This window comes from Obesumbacterium proteus, assembly GCF_001586165.1.
In the GTDB taxonomy this organism is placed as follows: domain Bacteria; phylum Pseudomonadota; class Gammaproteobacteria; order Enterobacterales; family Enterobacteriaceae; genus Hafnia; species Hafnia protea.
Window position 1 is genome coordinate 1,331,151 of the sequence record NZ_CP014608.1, and the last position, 20,321, is coordinate 1,351,471.

The 20,321-nt window shown below is 47.0% G+C and carries 11 protein-coding genes; 6 read left to right on the top strand and 5 right to left on the bottom strand.

Features of this window, described 5'->3' with window-relative positions; all coding sequences use genetic code 11:
• The first annotated feature begins 326 nt into the window (after window positions 1-326).
• The 6 genes from DSM2777_RS06245 (at window position 327) to DSM2777_RS06270 (ending at window position 12,518) form a co-directional block, all read left to right on the top strand.
• On the top strand, window positions 327-899 hold the full coding sequence (locus DSM2777_RS06245) for a C40 family peptidase (protein WP_061553459.1): 573 nt from the start codon (window positions 327-329) through the stop codon (window positions 897-899).
• A 147-nt stretch (window positions 900-1,046) separates the two neighbouring features.
• The gene (locus DSM2777_RS06250; RefSeq protein WP_061553460.1) at window positions 1,047-2,450 is read left to right on the top strand and encodes a GH1 family beta-glucosidase; all 1,404 of its coding nucleotides are present in this window, start codon (window positions 1,047-1,049) and stop codon (window positions 2,448-2,450) included.
• A gap of 157 nt (window positions 2,451-2,607) precedes the next feature.
• Window positions 2,608-2,871 (top strand): YdgH/BhsA/McbA-like domain containing protein, encoded by a 264-nt coding sequence (locus tag DSM2777_RS06255; protein ID WP_040046064.1) that lies wholly within the window; start codon window positions 2,608-2,610, stop codon window positions 2,869-2,871.
• A gap of 140 nt (window positions 2,872-3,011) precedes the next feature.
• Window positions 3,012-4,460, top strand: coding sequence for an ATP-dependent RNA helicase DbpA (gene dbpA / locus DSM2777_RS06260; RefSeq protein WP_418009154.1), 1,449 nt, complete (start codon window positions 3,012-3,014; stop codon window positions 4,458-4,460).
• Window positions 4,461-5,754: 1,294 nt separating this feature from the next.
• On the top strand, window positions 5,755-11,934 hold the full coding sequence (locus tag DSM2777_RS06265) for an inverse autotransporter beta domain-containing protein (protein ID WP_061553462.1): 6,180 nt from the start codon (window positions 5,755-5,757) through the stop codon (window positions 11,932-11,934).
• Between the two features lie 239 nt (window positions 11,935-12,173).
• Window positions 12,174-12,518, top strand: coding sequence for a hypothetical protein (locus tag DSM2777_RS06270; RefSeq protein WP_061553463.1), 345 nt, complete (start codon window positions 12,174-12,176; stop codon window positions 12,516-12,518).
• 98 nt (window positions 12,519-12,616) lie between these two features.
• Here DSM2777_RS06270 and DSM2777_RS06275 read toward each other — a convergent pair whose 3' ends face one another.
• The 5 genes from DSM2777_RS06275 to adiC form a co-directional block, all read right to left on the bottom strand.
• Entirely contained in the window at window positions 12,617-14,584 is a 1,968-nt protein-coding gene (locus DSM2777_RS06275; RefSeq protein ID WP_061553464.1) for an FUSC family protein, read from the bottom strand.
• Between the two features lie 11 nt (window positions 14,585-14,595).
• Complete coding sequence (gene mdtN / locus DSM2777_RS06280) at window positions 14,596-15,615, bottom strand: multidrug transporter subunit MdtN (RefSeq protein WP_061553465.1); 1,020 nt, start codon at window positions 15,613-15,615, stop codon at window positions 14,596-14,598.
• A gap of 11 nt (window positions 15,616-15,626) precedes the next feature.
• Complete coding sequence (locus DSM2777_RS23655; protein WP_082790860.1) at window positions 15,627-15,920, bottom strand: YtcA family lipoprotein; 294 nt, start codon at window positions 15,918-15,920, stop codon at window positions 15,627-15,629.
• A 106-nt stretch (window positions 15,921-16,026) separates the two neighbouring features.
• Window positions 16,027-18,333, bottom strand: a complete 2,307-nt coding sequence (locus tag DSM2777_RS06290) for an Orn/Lys/Arg family decarboxylase (protein ID WP_061553466.1) — start codon at window positions 18,331-18,333, stop codon at window positions 16,027-16,029.
• 81 nt (window positions 18,334-18,414) lie between these two features.
• Window positions 18,415-19,743: an arginine/agmatine antiporter gene (adiC, locus tag DSM2777_RS06295; protein WP_061553467.1), complete on the bottom strand. Its 1,329-nt coding sequence runs from the start codon at window positions 19,741-19,743 to the stop codon at window positions 18,415-18,417.
• Between the last annotated feature and the right edge of the window lie 578 nt (window positions 19,744-20,321).

Genomic DNA, 20,321 nt, shown 5'->3' on the forward strand with positions numbered 1-20,321 from the left:
TTTAGCCCTGTCATACTCCAAGCCACCTGAATTATTTTGGGCATAGACCGCCATTCTTTGGCGGTTTTTTAATTTTTATTCCTGCCAAATTTTCTTATTAACATTCCATTTTGGTTTTAACGCTATGGTTCGCCAAGCAAAACATAAATTCATAAAACATATAATTAACTCATAAGCATAACTTCAAAATCGATTCAGTTGAGGTCGTATCGCGGGCTGTGTCATTTTCACTCCGCAATGGACGTGATTCAGCGTGAAGCCCTTGATGTTGAGGCTAGTCGCGACGCCTCTTAAGGACGTTTTCTTCCCTCTACGATGATCTCAAAATGTTATTCCGAAAACTTATCTCAGCCGTTGTATTTTGCTCTGGCGCGTTTGTGGTTCAGCCTTCATCGGCGTTTGAATTACCCACATATTTTAAATCTGACAAGATGAATGAAAACCTGCATGCAAAACACCGCTCAGCGCTCTCTTCTTACCGAGCCTCCTATCAGGGAGCGCTGAATAGCAACAGCTTCAACGATCCGCAGCAGGCCAATATCAAGCAGATTATTTTGCAGGATTATCGGCGCTGGCAAGGGGTGAGATATCTTTGGGGCGGCGATTCTAAACATGGCATTGATTGCTCGGCATTTACGCGCCGGGTGCTAGGCGAACTCTCGGTTAATCTGCCGAGAACGACCTCAGAGCAAATTCATTTCGGTAACCACATTGCTAAACAGCAGCTCAAAATCGGTGATTTGGTTTTCTTTAAAACCTCGCCGGAGACGCGGCATGTTGGGGTGTATGTGGGCAACGGCCAATTCATTCATGCGTCAAAAAGCATGGGGGTAACAACTTCCCGCCTTGACGACCAATATTGGGAAAGCAGCTACGAAACTTCTGTGCGCGTGATTTAAGCGTGCTTTCCCTTGTGTTTTTTCGATCGTCTTCACACTCTAAGGTAAAAATGAAACCGGTTACTGAAACCGGTTGCAGTAAATGAAAATGGCGTCTTATACTCCATGCATCACGCATAATTTGCAGAATGAACGGAGCGATAAAATATGAGCCAGTTTCCAAAAGATTTTCTCTGGGGAGCCGCAACGGCAGCGTATCAAGTGGAAGGCGCACATGATGCTGATGGTAAAGGGTTATCTGTTTGGGACGTGTTCTCTCATTTGCCGGGCACCACGCATGAAGGAACAAACGGCGACGTCGCGGCCGATCACTACCATCGTTTTAAAGAAGATGTGGCGTTGATGGCCGAGTTGGGGATGACCTCATACCGTTTTTCTATTTCGTGGCCACGCGTGTTGCCAAACGGAACGGGTGAAGTTAATGAAGCGGGGATCAAATTCTACAGTGATTTGATCGATGAACTTTTGCGCCACAATATTCGCCCGATGATCACGCTGTATCACTGGGATCTTCCTCAGGCTTTGCAGGATAAATTTGGCGGTTGGGCAGGGCGTGAAATCGTTGATGCTTTTGATGAATATGCCCGTCTTTGCTATCAACGCTTCGGCGATCGCGTTGATCTGTGGTCAACGTTTAACGAAACCATCGTATTTATTGGCATGGGCTATTTCACCGGCCAGCATCCACCAAAGCTGAAAGATCCTAAGCTGGGCATTCAAGCCTGCCACCATGTTTTCTTGTCCAATGCCCGTGCGGTGAAAAGCTTTCGTGAGATGGGAATCAAAGGCCAAATTGGTTTTGTTAACGTGCTACAACCTAACGATCCGATCAGCCAAGAGCCTGAAGATATTCGTGCTTGGGAAATCGCTGAAGGGATTTACACCCACTGGCTATATGATCCTGTGCTGAAAGGCGAATATCCACGCGACATGCTAGAGATGGCACAGGCCGCATTTGGCGTACCTGAATTCCACCCCGGTGATGCTGAATTACTGAAAGAAAACATCGTTGATTTCATCGGCCTGAATTACTACAAGCGTGAAATGGTGGCGCGTAACGATGACGTGCAAGGGTTCGATCTTAATACGTCAGGCCAGAAAGGCAGCGGCGGCGGAATGGGCTTCAAAGGCTTATTCAAGATCGTAAAAAATCCAAACGGCGTGTACACCGATTGGGACTGGGAAATTTATCCAGAAGGGCTGACCGACGCGATTGGTCGTATTCGTCATCGCTATGGCGAAGTGCCTATTTATATTACCGAAAACGGTTTAGGTGCGAAGGACCCGATTGTTGACGGTGCGGTTTTAGATCAGCCACGCATTGACTATCTGAGCGAGCATATTCGCGCCGTTGGCCGTGCTATTGAGCAGGGCGCCGATGTCCGCGGCTACTATCCTTGGTCATTTATTGATTTGCTGTCTTGGCTCAACGGCTACCAAAAGCAGTATGGCTTCGTGTATATCGACCGTGAAAATAACTTGGCGCGTAAGAAGAAGCTAAGTTTTGAGTGGTATCAAAAGGTGATTCGCTCAAACGGTGATGAGCTCTAGTGTTGTAAGTCTCTGCTTACTTTTTTATCTCCCCGTTCTAGGGGAGATATTTCTTAATTCTGGCCAAAAAAATGGCATTTCCTGCGGTGTTCATGAATCTGTACTACCTTTAATCCTGTAGTTGTTCTATCCAATGGCAAACAACAAGGAGTGATTTATGAAAGCAATTAAAGCTATTACCGCAGCGATTCTGGTGAGTTCAGTATCTTTTGGCGCTTTGGCAGCAGAGGAAATCACGAAAGAAGAAGCCGCAAAATATACGAAAATTGGTACCGTAAGCACCACGGCAGAAACCACATCGCCAATGGATGCCAAGGAAGTCTTGTCTAAACTGGCAGATGAGAAAGGCGGCAAATACTACGTGATTATCGCTGGCCGTGAGCACGGTAAAATCAGCGCCATTGCGGAAGTATATAAATAGCCTAAGGCTGTACGACACGGATTATCACGCGGGGATTCTCCCCGCATTTCTTCTCCCACCCTGTTGTCTATTTTTACTTCTGCTCGACCTACCGCTTCTCTGTTATTATGTGCGCCTATGAGTACAAGTCCGCTGGCGTTATGAGTCTATCATCGCGTTCAACAGCAAACTTGCTCCCCCTTATTTTTTGTCTGATTAGAGTAACCGTTGTGACCCAATCTTTTGCTTCCCTGACGCTGCCAGCGGCGCAGCTAGAAAACCTCGCTGAACTTGGCTATGCCTCAATGACCCCCGTGCAGGCCGCTGCATTGCCTGCCATTTTAGAAGGGCGTGACGTTCGGGCGCAGGCCAAAACCGGCAGCGGTAAAACAGCCGCTTTTGGTATCGGTCTGCTACAGCAGATTGATGTTACTCAGTTTACGACTCAGGCGCTGGTGCTGTGCCCAACGCGCGAGCTGGCGGATCAGGTCAGCAAAGAGCTGCGCCGTTTGGCTCGTTTCACCCAGAACATCAAAATTTTGACACTGTGTGGCGGCCAGCCAATCAGCCATCAACTGGATTCTTTAGTTCATGCGCCGCACATCGTGGTGGGCACACCGGGCCGTATTCAGGAACATTTACGCAAGAAAAGCGTCAATTTGGATGCAATGAAAGTGCTGGTGTTGGACGAAGCTGACCGCATGTTGGACATGGGCTTCGCCGATGCCATCGACGATGTGATCAGCTACACCCCAACCTCACGCCAAACCCTGCTGTTCTCTGCAACCTATCCGCAGGGCATTGAGCGCATTAGCGCACGTATTCAACGTGAGCCTGTGAACATTGAAACCGGTGATGTTTCTGCGCTGCCAGATATTGAACAGCAGTTTTATGAAACCTCACGCGGTGAGAAATTAGCGTTGCTTCAAGCGCTGCTGAGCAATCTGCAACTGGCATCATGCGTGGTGTTCTGTAATACCAAACGCGATTGCCAAGACGTTTACGAGGCGCTGTCTGGGCAGAATATTAGCGTGCTGGCTCTGCACGGTGATTTGGAACAGCGTGAACGCGATCAGGTGCTGGTGCGCTTCTCCAATCGCAGCTGCCGCGTGCTGGTGGCAACCGACGTTGCCGCGCGTGGATTAGATATCAAAGAACTAGAGATGGTCGTGAACTACGAGCTTTCCTTCGATCCTGAAGTTCACGTCCACCGTATTGGCCGTACCGCTCGTGCAGGCCAGAAAGGCTTAGCCGTAAGCTTTGTCGCGCCTTCAGAAATGGTACGTGCTCATGCGCTAGAAGATTATATCGGCCTGAAACCGACTTGGTTGTCTGCGGATAAAATGATGGCATCACCGATGCAGCCACTGGAAGCTGAAATGGTGACGTTGTGCATCGACGGTGGCCGCAAGGCGAAGATCCGCCCCGGCGATATTCTGGGCGCGTTGACCGGTGACGCAGGCCTTACCGCCGCCGACGTGGGTAAAATCGATATGTTCCCGATTCATGCCTACGTCGCTATCCGCAAAGCATCAGCTAAGAAAGCCTACAAGCAGCTTCAGGAAGGCAAGATCAAAGGGAAGAACTGCAAGGTTCGTATTTACAAGTAACTCCTCTATTCTCCTTTCTAGCCTCCCTTATCTGATAAGGGAGGCTCATACATTCCCCTCAGATATTCAAGAATATTGTTCTTATCTAATTTTCAAATTTACTGGAATCCCACGCACGCTAATTATCCTCCTGTTGAGTATTCGGAATAGTTCTTCTCGTTGATTCTATTTCAAAAAATAAATGCCACCTCCTATTTACGCTAAACATAACAACCTGTTTATTATATTAACGGCTGTGATTATCAAGTCTGAGATAATAGATGGAATCCTACGCACGTAGGTTTAAGACTCCACTTGCTAAGGATGTGTCCTATATACTCTAAATATAGAGATGGCTACTATAAATGATGTTGAAATTTCCTATTTATTAACTCATTTGTTGCGCACTAAATAATTAGCTTTCAATGTTATCTCAACGTTTGAATGACATCATTTTTAATTATTTCCGCATAGCTAAAGTTGTAGTTTAAATATTATTTATCAGCATTTGAAAATATTTTTATTTTAAATGGAAACTAAACGATATCAATTGCAGTATTGTTTTATTCCATTTTATTTAACCTGTTTTGATTTTTTTAAACGGAATTAAGTAATCTAAACGCTAGTGAAACAAATAGTGTTAAAAATAAATTCGATATAAACAATCCAAAACTTACTTATTTTTTCATATAAAACACTTGTGGATTGAATAAAAAACAATTAAATAGAATTTAATGCTGTTTTTTGTGTTTTTTTAGATCATATGATCGCGATATTAATTAAATTGGTATAATGATCTGATTAAATGGCGTTTAACGATGATTTTTGGGTCGGGATGTTACGGGGTAGAGACGTTTTTCTAAGCATGTTTTGGGGGTTATGGGGTTTTTGAATCATCTTGAACGCTAGTATGGTAAGCGATACCCGCACATTATATTGCTGTACTATCGGATAAACAGTATCTCTCGTTGATTCTTTCTACGACTCTAGTTAAACCAATCGAGCTTTTATAAGTAGTTTATTTAAGAAATGAAATTCGTTCTCAATCATTGGTAATTGGTTAGAGATATTAATTTCTATTGCTATCTTCGTTATTCGAAAGTTTTTTCTTTCATTTAATCCTTAAGCATTCTAATGGAGTGATGAAAAAAGCAGGTTTAATACCAAATATAAAGTGTATTTAGGTTTTATTTAATAATGCCATTTACAAACACACAGAAAAGTGTGTGTTGATTTTTAATGGCAGTATTTCATTGCAGCAAAAAAACACGTAATCAAAACATCTTATATTTTCATTTATTTATTAGAGCCATATATGAAAAACAAAAAACCTCCGACATCTGGTCAAATAAAAATGACTCAGGGTTGTATCCGTGCTATTGCACATCTCAATATCGGAATGCAGGTCGTATTTCCTCTAGCCCTGTCGTTTACCCCGATGATGGTTGCTCGAGCTGAGACCGGAGAAAAAAAGTTTTTTGCTGCGGCCACCGCAGCGAAAACCATTCCTTATGTTTTACAGCCTAGCGATACGCTTGCGCAGGTCGCTGAGAAGCATCATCTCACCGTGGCACAACTTAAAACGCTGAATCAATATCGAACCTTTGCCCACGGTTTTGAATCAGTGAGCGCTGGTGATGAGATCGACGTTCCTGTTCAGTCCAAAAGCATGGCTACTGATGCTGGCAGTGATGATAGCGCCGAGCTGGCTCAACGCGCCCAGCAAGCCGGTAATTTTCTACAAAATAACCCCAGTGCTGACAGCGCGAAAGATTTGGCGCGCGGCCAAGCGTTGGGTGCAGCGAACAGCAAAGCGAATCAAGAAGTTGCCAGTTGGCTGAACGGTAAGGGAAAAGCGCGGGTAAAATTGGATGCCGACCGTGATTTCTCATTAAAAAATTCTGAGCTGGATGTGTTGTATCCGCTGTGGGAAAGCAATGCCCATCAGGTGTTTACTCAGGGTTCGGTGCATCATACCGACAGCCGTAATCAGTCTAACTTAGGGGTGGGGTATCGTTATTTTGAAGGTACCTATATGTTGGGGGCGAATACCTTCTTCGACCACGACTGGTCACGTAGCCATTCTCGTTTAGGCCTCGGCGCAGAATACCAGCGCGACTTCCTCAAAGTGGCCGCCAACGCCTACATGCGCTTGACCAACTGGAAAAATTCACCGGATTTCGATAACTACGAAGAACGTCCGGCTAACGGTTGGGATATCCGTACTGAAGGCTATTTGCCTGCCTATCCGGGCATCGGCGGTAAGCTGGTGTATGAACAGTATTACGGCGATCGCGTCGGACTGTTTGGCAAAGATAATCAACAAAAAGATCCGGTTGCGGTAACGGCTGGCGTTAACTATTCGCCTTTTCCGCTGATGAAGTTTAACGTCGATCACCGCATGGGCAAAAGCAATCAAAATGACACCCGCGTTGGCATCGATTTGAACTACGTCCTTGGCGCACCGCTCAGCCAGCAGTTGGATAGCGGTATGCTCGCCGCGAGTCGCAGTCTTGCGGCTAATCGCTATGATTTCGTCGATCGTAACAACAACATCGTGTTGGAATACCGCAAAAAAGAGACCATCAGCCTTAGGTTAGCTTCGCAAATCAGCGGTTACAGTGGCGAAAGCAAATCACTGGGTGTGTCTGTCAATAGTACCAACGGGGTTGAACGCATTGATTGGACTGCTCCTGAACTGCTGAGTCAGGGCGGGCAGATTGTTCAGGTTTCTGAGCAGCAGTACAACGTCATTATTCCTGAATACCAATACGGTAGCGATGCCAACAACAGCTATGTGGTGAGCGGCGTTGCCTATGATAAATCAGGTAATGCATCGCCAAAAGCTGAAAGCTTAGTGGTTGTTGCCTCGGCGGCGGTGAGTACGGTTAACAGTACGCTGACGCCAATGGAACTCCAGTTACCGAATGATGGTCATTCAACGGCTGAACTGACGCTGGTATTACGTGATGCCAATAACCACCCGATCAGCGGCATAGCGAGTGATATTAAAACCACGGTTAGCCAGACTGGTCGTGCACAATCTGATGTTACGGTCAGTGGCTTCAGCGAAGATATGAGTCACATCGGCACCTATAAAGCCACCGTTACGGCGGGCAAAACTATGGGGGAATACAAACTCACGCCTGAAATCCAGAATATTAAAATCGCTCCAGCAACGCTGTATGTAGGCAGAGCGCCGATGATCAGCGATTTGACCGTCAGCGGAAAACTGGCATTGGGTGAGCAGCTGTCAGGCCACTATCAATTCGATAGTAATAACGGAAATGCGCAAGATTCTTCCCTCTATCAATGGGGCAATAAAGGACAGACCGCAGGGCTGAATGGCGCTGAGACTATCGTCACCTCAGGCAGCGTGCCGAGCTATACGTTGATCGCAAGCGATGTTGGGCAAGTTAAAGAGCTATCGGTTCAAGCACGTAATGGATTAGATACTTTAGGGAATACACTGACCGTGACCACTGCGCCGGGTGATAACGGTAACAACACTGAAGGCGGCGGAGAAGGCGGTGCGATCGTGGATGAAACCGCAGCACCTAGCATCAGTGATGTAACAATGAGCGGCAAGCTTTCGCTAGGCGAAGCGCTGAGCGGCAGCTACACCTTTGTACCGCACACCGGTAATCCAACCGATGCGTCGGAATACCAATGGGGTGTGGAAGGCACAACCGCAAGCGTGGTCGATAATGGCAGCGGTAAAGCGATTAGCCAAAGCGGCGTAGTACCAAGCTATACCCTGCAAAGCAGCGATGCGGGTCAGGTGTTAGAGATGTCGGTACGCGCTAAAAACGGCGCTAATGTCTACGGCAACAGCACCACGGTAACCACGGCGCAAACCGGCGGCGGTAACAACACCGAAAACGGTGGCGAAGGCGGCACAATCGTGGATGAAACCGTAGCGCCAAGCATCAGTACCGTGGCCATCAGTGGCAAGCTGGCGGTGGGCGAAGCGCTAAGCGGTAGTTACACCTTTGTACCGCACACCGGTAATCCAACCGATGCGTCGGAATACCAGTGGGGTCTGGAAGGCACAACCGCAAGCGTGGTCGGTAATGGCAGCGGTAAAGCGATTAGCCAAAGTGGCGTAGTACCGAGCTATACCCTGCAAAGCAGCGATGCGGGTCAGGTGTTAGAGATGTCGGTACGTGCTAAAAACGGCGCTAATGTCTACGGCAACAGCTCCACGGTAACCACGGCGCAAACCGGCGGTGGTAATAACACCGAAGGCGGCGGTGACGGCGGTGCGATCGTGGATGAGGCCGCAGCACCAAGCATTAGCAATGTGGTGATGAGCGGCAAGCTGTCCGCGGGCGAAGCGCTGAGCGGCAGCTACACCTTTGTGCCGCACACCGGTAATCCAACCGACACGTCTGAATACCAGTGGGGTGTGGAAGGCACAACCGCAAGCGTAGTTGATAACGGCAACGGTAAAGCGATCGGCCAAAGCGGCGTGGTACCAAGCTATACCCTGCAAAACAGCGATGCAGGTCAGGTGTTGGAGATGTCAGTACGCGCTAAAAATGGCGCTAATGTCTACGGCAACTCTGCCACGGTAACTACGGCACAAAGCGGCGGTGGCAATAACACCGAAGGCGGTGGCGAAGGCGGCACAATCGTGGATGAGACCGCGGCGCCAAGCATCAGCAATGTGGTGATGAGCGGCAAGCTGTCCGCAGGAGAAGCGCTGAGCGGCAGCTACACCTTTGTGCCGAATACGGGTAATACAACCGATGCGTCGGAATACCAGTGGGGTCTGGAAGGCACAACCGCGAGCGTGGTCGATAATGGCAGCGGCAAAACAATCGGCCAAAGTGGCGTAGTACCAAGCTATATCCTACAAAGCAGCGATGCGGGTCAGGTATTAGAGATGTCGGTACGCGCTAAAAATGGCGCTAATGTCTACGGCAACAGCTCCACGGTAACCACGGCGCAAAGCGGTGGTGGTAATAACACCGAAGGCGGCGGTGACGGCGGTGCGATCGTGGATGAGACCGCGGCGCCAAGTATCAGTACCGTGGCCATCAGCGGCAAGCTGGCGGTGGGCGAAGCGCTGAGCGGTAGCTACACCTTTGTACCGCACACCGGTAATCCAACTGATGCGTCGGAATACCAGTGGGGTCTGGAAGGCACAACCGCGAGCGTGGTTGATAACGGTAACGGTAAAGCGATTAGCCAAAGTGGTATGGTACCAAGCTATATCCTGCAAAGCAGCGATGCGGGCCAGGTGTTAGAGATGTCGGTACGTGCTAAAAACGGCGCTAATGTCTATGGCAACAGTGCCACGGTAACCACGGCGCAAACCGGCGGCGGTAACAACACCGAAGACGGTGGCGAAGGCGGCACAATCGTGGATGAAACCGCAGCGCCAAGCATTAGCAATGTGGCAATGAGCGGCAAGCTGGCGGTGGGCGAAGCGCTGAGCGGCAGCTACACCTTTGTGCCGCACACCGGTAATCCAACCGATGTGTCGGAATACCAGTGGGGTCTGGAAGGCACAACCGCAAGCGTGGTCGATAATGGCAGCGGTAAAGCAATTAGCCAAAGCGGCGTGGTACCAAACTATACCTTGCAAAGCAGCGATGTGGGTCAAGTGTTAGAGATGTCGGTACGTGCCAAAAACGGCGCTAATGTCTACGGCAACAGCACCACGGTAACCACGGCACAAACCGGCGGTGGTAATAACACCGAAGGTGGTGGTGACGGCGGTGCGATCGTGGATGAAAGCGTCGCACCGAGTATCAGCAATGTGGCCATCAGCGGTAAGCTGGCGGTGGGCCAAGCGCTGAGCGGCAGCTACGCCTTTGAGCCGCACACCGGTAATATAAAAGACAGCTCGGAATACCAGTGGGGTGTGGAAGGCACAACCGCAAGCGTAGTTGATAACGGCAACGGTAAAGCGATTAGCCAAAGTGGCATCGTACCGAGCTACACCCTGCAAAGCAGCGATGCGGGTCAGGTGTTAGAGATGTCGGTACGTGCTAAGAACGGCGCCAATGTGTATGGCAATAGTGAAACGGTGAGCACCGCCCAGACCGGCGGTGGTAATAACACCGAAGGTGGTGGTGACGGCGGAGCGATTGTTGATGAAACCGCAGCACCAAGCATCAGCAACGTGGCAATGAGTGGCAAGTTGGCTGTGGGTGAAGCCCTGAGCGGCAGTTACACCTTTGTACCGAACACCGGTAATCCAAAAGACAACTCGGAATACCAGTGGGGCTTGAAAGGCAAAACGGCAAGCGTGGTGAACAGCGGCGGCGGCAGCGCAATTAGTCAAAGTGGTGTAGTACCGAGCTACACTCTGCAAAGCAGCGATGCGGGTCAGGTGTTGGAGATGTCGGTACGCGCTAAAAACGGCGCGAAGGTTTACGGCAATACTACCACGGTAACCACCGCGCAAAATGGCGGCGGCAACACTACCGAGGGCGGGGGTAACGGTGGCGCGATCGTTGATGAATCCGTAGCACCAAGTATCACTACCGTGGCCATCAGCGGCAAGCTAGGAGTGGGCGAAGCGCTGAGCGGCAGCTACACCTTTGTGCCGAATACGGGTAATCCAGCCGATAAGTCGGAATACCAGTGGGGAGTGAAAGGCACGACCGCAAGCGTAGTGGGCAACGGCAGTGGTAAAGCAATCAGCCAAAGCGGCGTGGTTCCAAAATACACTATTCAGGCGACTGATGCTGGTAAGGTGTTGGAGGTTTCTGTACGGGCTAAAAATGGTGCGAGTATTACGGGCAATACCCAGACAGTTAATACAGCACAAACAGGGGGCGGTAATAATACTGATGGTGGTGTTGGTGGCGAAGTGGTCGAGCCATATAAATTTACTGTAAGCCCGAGCAGCAGAACTGTTGGTGAAACATTACAGTACCAGTATTCCTTAACTGCTACTGCAAATGGTAAACAAGTGAATGTACCTAATGGCAATATTACATGGTCCTCAAGTAAAACCAATGTTGCCACTATTGCTTCATCTGGGGTGGCTACTGCGAAAACTGAAGGTAATACAATAATTAGAGCAAAGGGAACATATAACTCAGAAGCTTTTGATGCAACTGCAACATTAAATGTTTCTCCGTTGGTTTACTCAAAACTATATGGGGTTACAAATACTCAGAACGCCAGTGTTGTTGTTAAACCACCTAGTTACACTATAGATATGAGCTGCGGAGATATAGTGGATAATATGGGAGGTGTCGGTGGTCAAGGAGGTGACCATACAGTGATATCTAACACCGAGAATATCACTAAAATAATAACAACCACAGGTTCTTATCAAGGGAATAATGTAGTTGCAAAGATAGATTTTATATCTTCCACTGGTAATACTCAGACGTGTGGAAAGGGGTTGACGGTAGGAGGAAACCCTGTAACTGAGACATATACGGTGCCTGGAGACTATAGAATTCAAGGGTATAAAGCATATGGAAACAAATATGTTTCAGGTGTTCAATACATTACAGTTCTAAAGTAATAACGAAAGAATTATGTAATCAGATAGTTCAGTAAATTATAACCATCAAATAATTTACTAAATGAAAGCAACTCCCGCCTATTCATGATCTTATTCAGGATTATGAATGGGTGGGAGTACAGTCTTTATATATTCAATTATTTTGTACGGGTGAGTGAGTGCGAAGAAATGTATTATTTATACTCCTGGTTGTAAGTTTTTCTTGCTTTTCAAAATCTGACATTAGCCTTGAGTTTCATATGGGAGTAGGTACCAATGGCCATTATGAAATTGGCGGAACGATGGAGAATAAAAGTTCAGAAACATTGCCATATAGCGCGCTGACTTATATCACTATCGATAAAAACTGTGTGCCAAGCGGTGCGAAAGTAGCTAATCTTGGCTCAATAAAAGCGAATGGTACGTTGGAATTTAGGATCCCCGTTGACGGTGTCTTATCTTCATACCGCGTTTTAAGCGTATCGGCCTGGAATGATATGGGGGTTCCTGTCGATGTTGATGATAAAACGGCGGAGATAATTAAAAACCGAGATGCGGAGTTTATGAATAGCTGCAAGTTAAAACGTGCGGGCGGCGCTCATTGATTGGCGAAAGATGTAAAATTAAAGGGAGTCAGTAAAATTACACTAACTCCCTCTTATTTATTCCATAATAATGGTTCACTCATTAATTGTAGAAAGAATTATATTTCGTGAAGGAGCAACCAAAAGCTATAAATCGAGTCGCTGAGCAAAGTAAGCATAGATGATACTTCTTTGGATAATCCTTCCGGTAAATCAGGCAGAGTCATATTATCGTCTTTCTCCCCCGTTTTTAGCCGCTTAACAATAACGCCGAGATTTTCTACGTTTTGCTGGATAAAACATCCTACTACGGGGTTAACAGGCGCGTTTTGCTGACACCAAAGCACCACCGCATCAGTACTGATCAGCATGCTTTTTGCCTGTTGCAGGATCTCCTGTAGTTTCTGACAGGTCCCATCATGCGAACCTTCTGCTTTCATCCAAGTAGGTTCAAGGGCAATCTCGGTGGCTAAATCCTCACACCCTTTAAAGCTCACCATCAAAGCGCCTCGTTTATCTTCGGCAGCATTTTTCATGGATAGGCTAGTTTTCATTAAGTCCATTAAGCCAGCGAGTTTAAGCTGTAATACTTCGCCATTTCGTTCGGGCTTAATTAAGGTTTGAATCAGCCCAGCGATAATGATGCCTAGAATAACGCCAACAATCCTGTCACGTACCTCGGTGAGATCGTTGACCGGCGTAAAGCCATTGAGTACGGCAAGTGAGAAAGTTAGCAGCATTTGAATGCCAGCATAGCTAATATTCTCTGAGCCAGTGGCAACCCATGAACAAAACATAAAAATAGGCGCAGAAAGTAATAACAGCCCAAACAGCGTGGTTAAATTTGGCAGAATAAAAACAATAGCAATCAGTGCCGCAATACTTCCAGCAATAGCACCTAATAAACGTAGCGTGATTTTTCGCTGTGTTTTGCCTAAACCGGGCTGGGCAACAACGAGGCAGGTTAGCATGATGGTGTGAATACCAAACCAGTCTGTGGCGGTATAAAAAATATAGCAAATCAGCGCGCTAAGTAATGTTTTTAATGCATAGGTAACATAGATTTTATTTGAGAATGCATCAGGAACGAAGAATGAGAATTTTTTCTTTGGGTTAGAGTGGGTATCGTAAGAGACTTTTTTATTTTGATCGTAATTATTTATCACCTTCGCCATTTCACGTAGGGTTGTATCTTCTGCATTCGTATTAATAGCCGCTGGTGTAAGAGGCTCTAATTGATTTTTTAAACTGGCTATCATAACTTCACAAACAGACTTAATCCTTAAGGCTGTTTCACGGGATTTTTGGTTGATTATCTCCACTGGAAAATGGCACGAAAGGGAGCGTAGTTCAGAAACCATTGTCACCATTGCTAATTGCGCCGTATGATCGTTAGAGCTTAACCGATCGCGGGATTTAGTATATTGCAGCAGTTTATACAGCGATTGTAAATCTTGCCCAATCGAAGCGAGGGTATTTTCTTTTCTCTTAAGCTCATTGTCTGGCGTTAAGAGATCCGCTATATGCTTAAGCTGCGATATAACCGTTTTGTTGAGTAATTTTTCCGGCTCTGAGGGAAGAAATAAAGCATTAATAATGAGAGTGACGGCAATGGCATAGCTCATCGCCACCCATACCCACAAAATATTTCTGATGATTTCTTCTGAATCTGAACTTACATCAACAAAACTTTGTGAAAAAATAACGATCAGAGCGACTAAATAGAATATCACGCCATATTTTGAGGCTCGCATCATAAATAGGCTGATAAAGGCCACTAATGATGCCAGTAAAATGCGTAAAAATGGGACGTCCCAGGTTACTTTTAAAATTAACAGCGACGTTGCTACGGCCAGTGCGATAGAAATTATAAAAAACAGGCCAGTGAGTTTGGTCACCACAATATTGGTTTGGGTGACAAAAAACACCACGATAAGTGATAGTGCTAGATCGGGGATTTGTAACGTTTGGCTGAGAATAACCACAATGATACAGGCCACGGTGGTTCGTAGGATCTGGTTTGCTCGGCCCGGATAAAACCCAAGTCCCTGATAAAATCGAGAGACGAAGAGGTCAAATGATTTCATTCTTATTTCCTCTAGGGGGCGGTATCTCGATAGACGATAGCAATCGCCGAGGCACCAACGCGAAAGAGCGCGGGTTCTGGGTTATCGACGCGAATTTTGACAGGAAAACGTTGGGATACATGCACCCAGTTGATGGTGCGCGCTACTGACGGGAGTCCGTTGCTCACGCCGCCATCTTGAGGAGATACGCCGTAACCTACGGAATCAACGCTGCCGCTAAAGGATTTACCGGTATCACCCATGACGTATATACGCGCGGGAACGCCGCTACAGACATTTTTTAGATCGGTTTCGCGAAAATTGGCCACCACATACCATGCTTGAGTATCAATGAGCGTCATTACCGACTGTTGCGGCGAGGCATATTGCCCAATCGTGGTATTCAGGGATGTCACTCGACCATCGAAAGGCGCACGAATCTCACTGTATTGCAGGTTTAATTGGGCCTTTGCGATATCCACGCAGACAACTTTACGCTGTGCAATAAGTGCATCTACGCTGCTTACCGCGGATTGTGCTTGTTCTACTTCACTGCGAGAGGCTTTATACATAGCCTCGGCGCTATTTTTTGCCGTTCTCGCTTGATCAAACTCTTCCGCTGAAACGTACCCCTTACCTTTAAGTGCGAATATACGTTGGTAGGTACTGAGTGCTTGTCGGTAATTTTCCTTGGCGCTGATTTCTTTCGCTGCAACGGCCTGAGCATTGTATTGCTGGGCATCAACGGTTCGCTGTGCGAGCTTTATTTGCTCATCTAAAGTAGCAAGCTGAGCGGTGCCAGATTCAATGGCATGCTCATAGGGTCTTGGATCGATTTTAAACAGAAGATCGCCTTTGGAAACCAGCTGGTTATCTTTGACCGGGATCGTCACTATATGCCCTTCAATAACCGGTACCACATTAATAGTATCCGCATAGATAAAAGCATCATCGGTCTGTGGGGCTTCATCAATCTTTAGCATCACAATGCATAGCGCAATCAATGTTATTAATACGAGAAAAAAAATATAAAGTTTATTCTTAAGGGACATTCTGTATTCTCTTAATGGGTAAAAAATAATAACCAAGTCAACATTGCGCTAAGAGCGGTAACACAGGGATAGACAATGAAGGCAGGCTCAAGCCAGCACTGGTGCTCTCCTTTTCTGAGTATTGTGTGCATGAGTGTCATAGCAATAACGCCAATGCCTGAACATATCAGCCAGTCAGGAAAAGAAGCGCCAAAGAGAACGATTGATGGTGCACAGGAACAACCTGTTAGAGACAGAAGAATAAAAGCTAAACCGATCGCTTTTGCTAAATGGACCTTGATGCGTTGAGTCGCTAATTTCCGCATATATATTTCTGCATAGGATTTTTCATAAAGTAACGAAGTGGGTGTTAGGAATGGAACAGAAGAGATTCATAAAGAATCTCTTCTGTAGATTATTTTATCGAGGGACTTAGTCTTTCAGTGCCCATATATAATATTGGCCATCTTTCAGCTCAGCGCCCTCGAGTTCCTTTTCGAATCCAGGGAATTTTTTCCCCCACTGTGCAATGCTGTAAATATATTGCAGCCATGGTTGCTCAGTGGTACCGAAGCTCTCGCCTGGCATCACAATTGGAATACCCGGTGGGTAAGGGATCACCCCAACGGCGGAAATACGTCCTGCAAGTTTATCAAGCGACAGTAATTCGCAGCGTCCGGCCATATGATCTTGGAATGCGGCGCGAGGAAGTTTAACCGGCGTTGGAATGTGGCTGAAGGCGGCTGCCTGAAGCTTATCCATCTGGCTAGTTTTCATATAGGTAAACATCTCATCACACAGATCTTTCATTCCCATGCCGGCATAGTTCTCAACATGAGATGCGGCAAGGTCGGGTAAGCAGACGGTGAGTGGCGTATTGCTGTCGTAATGCTTTTTGAATTCGATCAGAACGTTAATCAACGTTCCCCATTTGCCCTTGGTGATCCCCACTGAGAACAGGCATAGCACCATGAAGTCAGTGGTGCGTGAAGGCACAATTCCGTGCTGGTACAGGAATGCGGTCACCACAGCGGCAGGAATGCCAGTTTCCTGCATCTCGCCGTCGTCGCCCATGCCCGGTACTAAAATGCCGGCTTTGATTGGGTCGAGCATGCACCAATCGTCTTCCAACTGCTCAAAACCATGCCAGTTTTCGCCTGGACGAAGCACCCAGCATTCGGGATCGGTGGTGAGTTGCTCTTTTGAGGCATTCAAGAAGGGCACTTTTTTGCCCGTTTCTGCATCAATCACGTCGGGCGCATTCCACGGTGAGAAGAACCATTCCCCTTTGGCGGCAAAGGCGGCGTGAGCTTTTGCGAGTGCCAAACGGAAATCTACCGCTTCATCAATCACTTCCTGCGTCAGCGTTTCACCTTGTTGGTCATCCATCATGGCTGCGCCGATTTCATTGGCCGCAATAATGGCATACAGCGGCGAAGTGGTGGATTGCAGCATGTAAGACTCATTGAAACGTGAATGTTCAATGGGTTTTTTGCCATTACGAATATGAATGTAGGAGGCCTGAGAAAGCGCCGCTAAAAGCTTATGGGTAGACTGTGTCGCGAATACCGTTGGGCCTGTGGCGTCGTGTTCAGCTGGATTCCCACGCATTGCGAAGCGATCGCGATAGAGTGGGTTAAAACGAGCATAGGCATACCATGCTTCATCAAAATGAATGGTATCAACACTTTCAGCAAGTAGGTCTTGAGCCTGTTTTGCGTTGTAGCACATTCCGTCGTAAGTACAGTTGGTGACCACGGAGTAAACCGGTTTAGGGTCAACGGCAAGCTGTTTCAGTGGATGCGCATCGATTTTCTGCTGGATAGATTCTGGTTGGAACTGTGATTTAGGGATCGGACCAATGATGCCAAAACGGTTACGTGTTGGAATGAAGAACACAGGGATCCCGCCGGTCATCACCAGCCCTTGCTCGATGGATTTATGGCAGTTACGGTCGCAGAGTGCAAACTGGCCCTCTCCGACGACGGCTGACATGACGGCACGGTTAGAGCCTGATGTGCCATTCAGAACGGAATAGCTTTGGTGAGCACCAAAGACTCTGGCGGCATAAGCTTCAGAATCTTTGATTGGGCCGCTGTGATCGAGCAACGAACCAAGCGAATCTCGTTCAATACCCGTATCGGTACGGAAAAGATTTTCACCGAAGAAATCGAGGAATTCACGACCAACCGCTGATTTGGTAAATGCCACACCGCCCTGATGACCAGGGGCCGCCCATGAGTATTCAGGTGAGCCGTTGGTGTAGTCGAATAGGGCTTTTGTGAAAGGAGGTAGCAGTTGATTAAAGTATTTTTTGATCAGTGCTTCACTACGTGCGGCAATGAATTCAGCGGTATCTTCTTGCATCCACACAAACTCATTCGCCAACTCCATGGTGTCGAGCGTTAGCGTTTCTAGGCAGGCGTGTTCCGCCATCAGTAATACGGGTACGGTTTTATTTCGACGACGAACTTCCTGCAAAAGCGCTAATGCATGGCTGTGTGAATCAGCGTTATTTTCTTCAGATGTCCAATCTACGAATACACAGCAGATAGAGGCGTCAGAGGTAATGCTCGCGATTCCGTCTTTGTAGGTTGTTGCAATGATAACCGAGAGATTTCTTTCTTCTAAAGCCTCGATTAAATTACAGATAGCCTGTCCGTTAGCCGTGTTTTTATTTTCGATATTACTATTTACTACTAACACTTTGCGTTTTTTGAGATGATTTAATTCAATCATTTTTAGTCCTATCTATTTATTAAAGATATTATTAAATAACTTTGCGTGACCTAAAAATAATTAGGCCACGCAGTATTCTTATTAAACTTGAGCATCCAGCGGGAATGGATTTTTGTGTGTTCGGTTATAATTCAAAGCGTAAAGTGCAGTCACGACCATCAACGCAACAAACGACCACATGACTTCTTGTGCGCCGGAGCCAATTACAGCCCATATGCAATAAACAAAGGCAACAGATGTAATAAAGGTAAATAGCCCTTTTTGATTCCCTAAGTGCCCATGTCCAACAAGCAGTAATGCAGCGCAGGTGTAAAGGTAAGGTACTAAGGTGAAAATAACGGAAACCGAAGAGACGACACCAAATTGCGCAGCTGCATTAGGCGATATCGAAGCGACTTGGAATATTGTCATCAGAATGCCGATCACAATAAGACCTTGTACCGGAACCCCTTTTTTATTCACTTTAGCGAAGATGGGTGGGAATAAACCATCGTCAGCGGCTGCTTTAGCGGTTTGGCTGGCAAGTAATGTCCAGCCACCTAACGAGCCAAGGCAACCCGCGGCGGCGCAGAATGTCACGATAGCGCCCGCGGTTTCACCCAATGCCATACGCGCGGCATCACCGAACGGAGAGGTTGAAACGCGCAGCGCTGCATTCGGGATCATACCCATAATGGCAGTGGTCGAGAGTACATAACAAACTGCGGCAATCAGCACACCACCGATGGTGGCAATCGGGACGTTTCTCTTCGGGTTTTTTACCACCGCGGCGGCAACGGACGCGCTCTCTACGCCGATAAATGACCATAGCGTGACGTTTAGGGTGCTTTGAATGGCGCCCAGCGTGCCTTTCCCACTGACGTTCCATGCCGCCATATAGGTATCACCACTGAACCAGAACCAGCCAAAAATAGCGACCGACAGAATAGGAACCAGTGCTAACACCGTTGCTACTGCCTGCACGCGCGTTATCATTTTTGCGCCGATAATGTTCAAAATAACAAAGAACCAGAGAACTAAAACGCAGGTCAGCGTCATGATCATGGGGTCTTTGAGTGCGGGGAAGAAGTAGCTGAGATAGCCAACGCCGATAACAACCATTGCAATGTTGCCGACCCAGCAGGCTAACCAATACAACAGGTTAGTTTGATATCCGATAAATGGACCGAAAGCGCGACGAGCATAGGCGTAAGATCCACCAGGGCTGGCATCCAGCGAGGACATTTTGGCGTACACCATGGATAGCGCTAAAGCCCCAATGATGGTGACCAGCCAACCATAAATAGCGACGCCGCCCGTGGATGCGAGGTTTGCAGGAAGGAGAAAAACACCTGACCCCATAATATTGCCTGAAACCATTAAAGTTACAGGTATGAGCCCTACTTTATGTGAATCTGATTCAATTGCCATATATAAAACCTTAACGGATCCTATTTGTTTAATTAAATATTGGGTTTAACAACGTTATTTGAATGAGTTTTAGTATTATTCGCTACGATGTGGCTTATATTAAATTCTCGATAATATAAAACAGATGTCGTTCGGATTAGCGCTGGATTAAAAAGTTTGTGGGTGAAGTTTATGTAGAAAACTATAACTATTTCAGTAATGCAATTATATAAGACTCAGCATTTTTGAAGGGTAGGTAGCGTCCTACGTCTGTAGGTGTCAGGCAGTGTATGTGTATGATATGTGAGGGATTAATGGAGTCTGGAGCAGTGGGTGAGGAATGAAATTAAGCATGTGGAATATATAAACCAATGGTTTCATTTAGCTGCTGTTTATTTTATTAGCATATAATCAACTCAATTCTACATTTGCGCTATCTAGAATATATTACCAGTCTTATGTTTATAAGATGACGTTGTAGCGTGCTTCTTGTTTGCAATCAATGAACCTTTCCTAGCAAAACTGGCGCTGGTAAGGCGTGTTCAAGGTTGTCTACATCAATAAAAGTGATAGGGCTCTCATCACGAGAAACGTTATGG

Bases quoted from the DNA above. Each gene is read 5' to 3' on its own strand.
- DSM2777_RS06245 (WP_061553459.1), top strand. From the start codon at position 327: ATGTTATTCCGAAAACTTATCTCAGCCGTTGTATTTTGCTCTGGCGCG.
- DSM2777_RS06250 (WP_061553460.1), top strand. From the start codon at position 1,047: ATGAGCCAGTTTCCAAAAGATTTTCTCTGGGGAGCCGCAACGGCAGCG.
- DSM2777_RS06255 (WP_040046064.1), top strand. From the start codon at position 2,608: ATGAAAGCAATTAAAGCTATTACCGCAGCGATTCTGGTGAGTTCAGTA.
- dbpA (WP_418009154.1), top strand. From the start codon at position 3,012: ATGAGTCTATCATCGCGTTCAACAGCAAACTTGCTCCCCCTTATTTTT.
- DSM2777_RS06265 (WP_061553462.1), top strand. From the start codon at position 5,755: ATGAAAAACAAAAAACCTCCGACATCTGGTCAAATAAAAATGACTCAG.
- DSM2777_RS06270 (WP_061553463.1), top strand. From the start codon at position 12,174: ATGGGAGTAGGTACCAATGGCCATTATGAAATTGGCGGAACGATGGAG.
- DSM2777_RS06275 (WP_061553464.1), bottom strand. From the start codon at position 14,584: ATGAAATCATTTGACCTCTTCGTCTCTCGATTTTATCAGGGACTTGGG.
- mdtN (WP_061553465.1), bottom strand. From the start codon at position 15,615: ATGTCCCTTAAGAATAAACTTTATATTTTTTTTCTCGTATTAATAACA.
- DSM2777_RS23655 (WP_082790860.1), bottom strand. From the start codon at position 15,920: ATGCGGAAATTAGCGACTCAACGCATCAAGGTCCATTTAGCAAAAGCG.
- DSM2777_RS06290 (WP_061553466.1), bottom strand. From the start codon at position 18,333: ATGATTGAATTAAATCATCTCAAAAAACGCAAAGTGTTAGTAGTAAAT.
- adiC (WP_061553467.1), bottom strand. From the start codon at position 19,743: ATGGCAATTGAATCAGATTCACATAAAGTAGGGCTCATACCTGTAACT.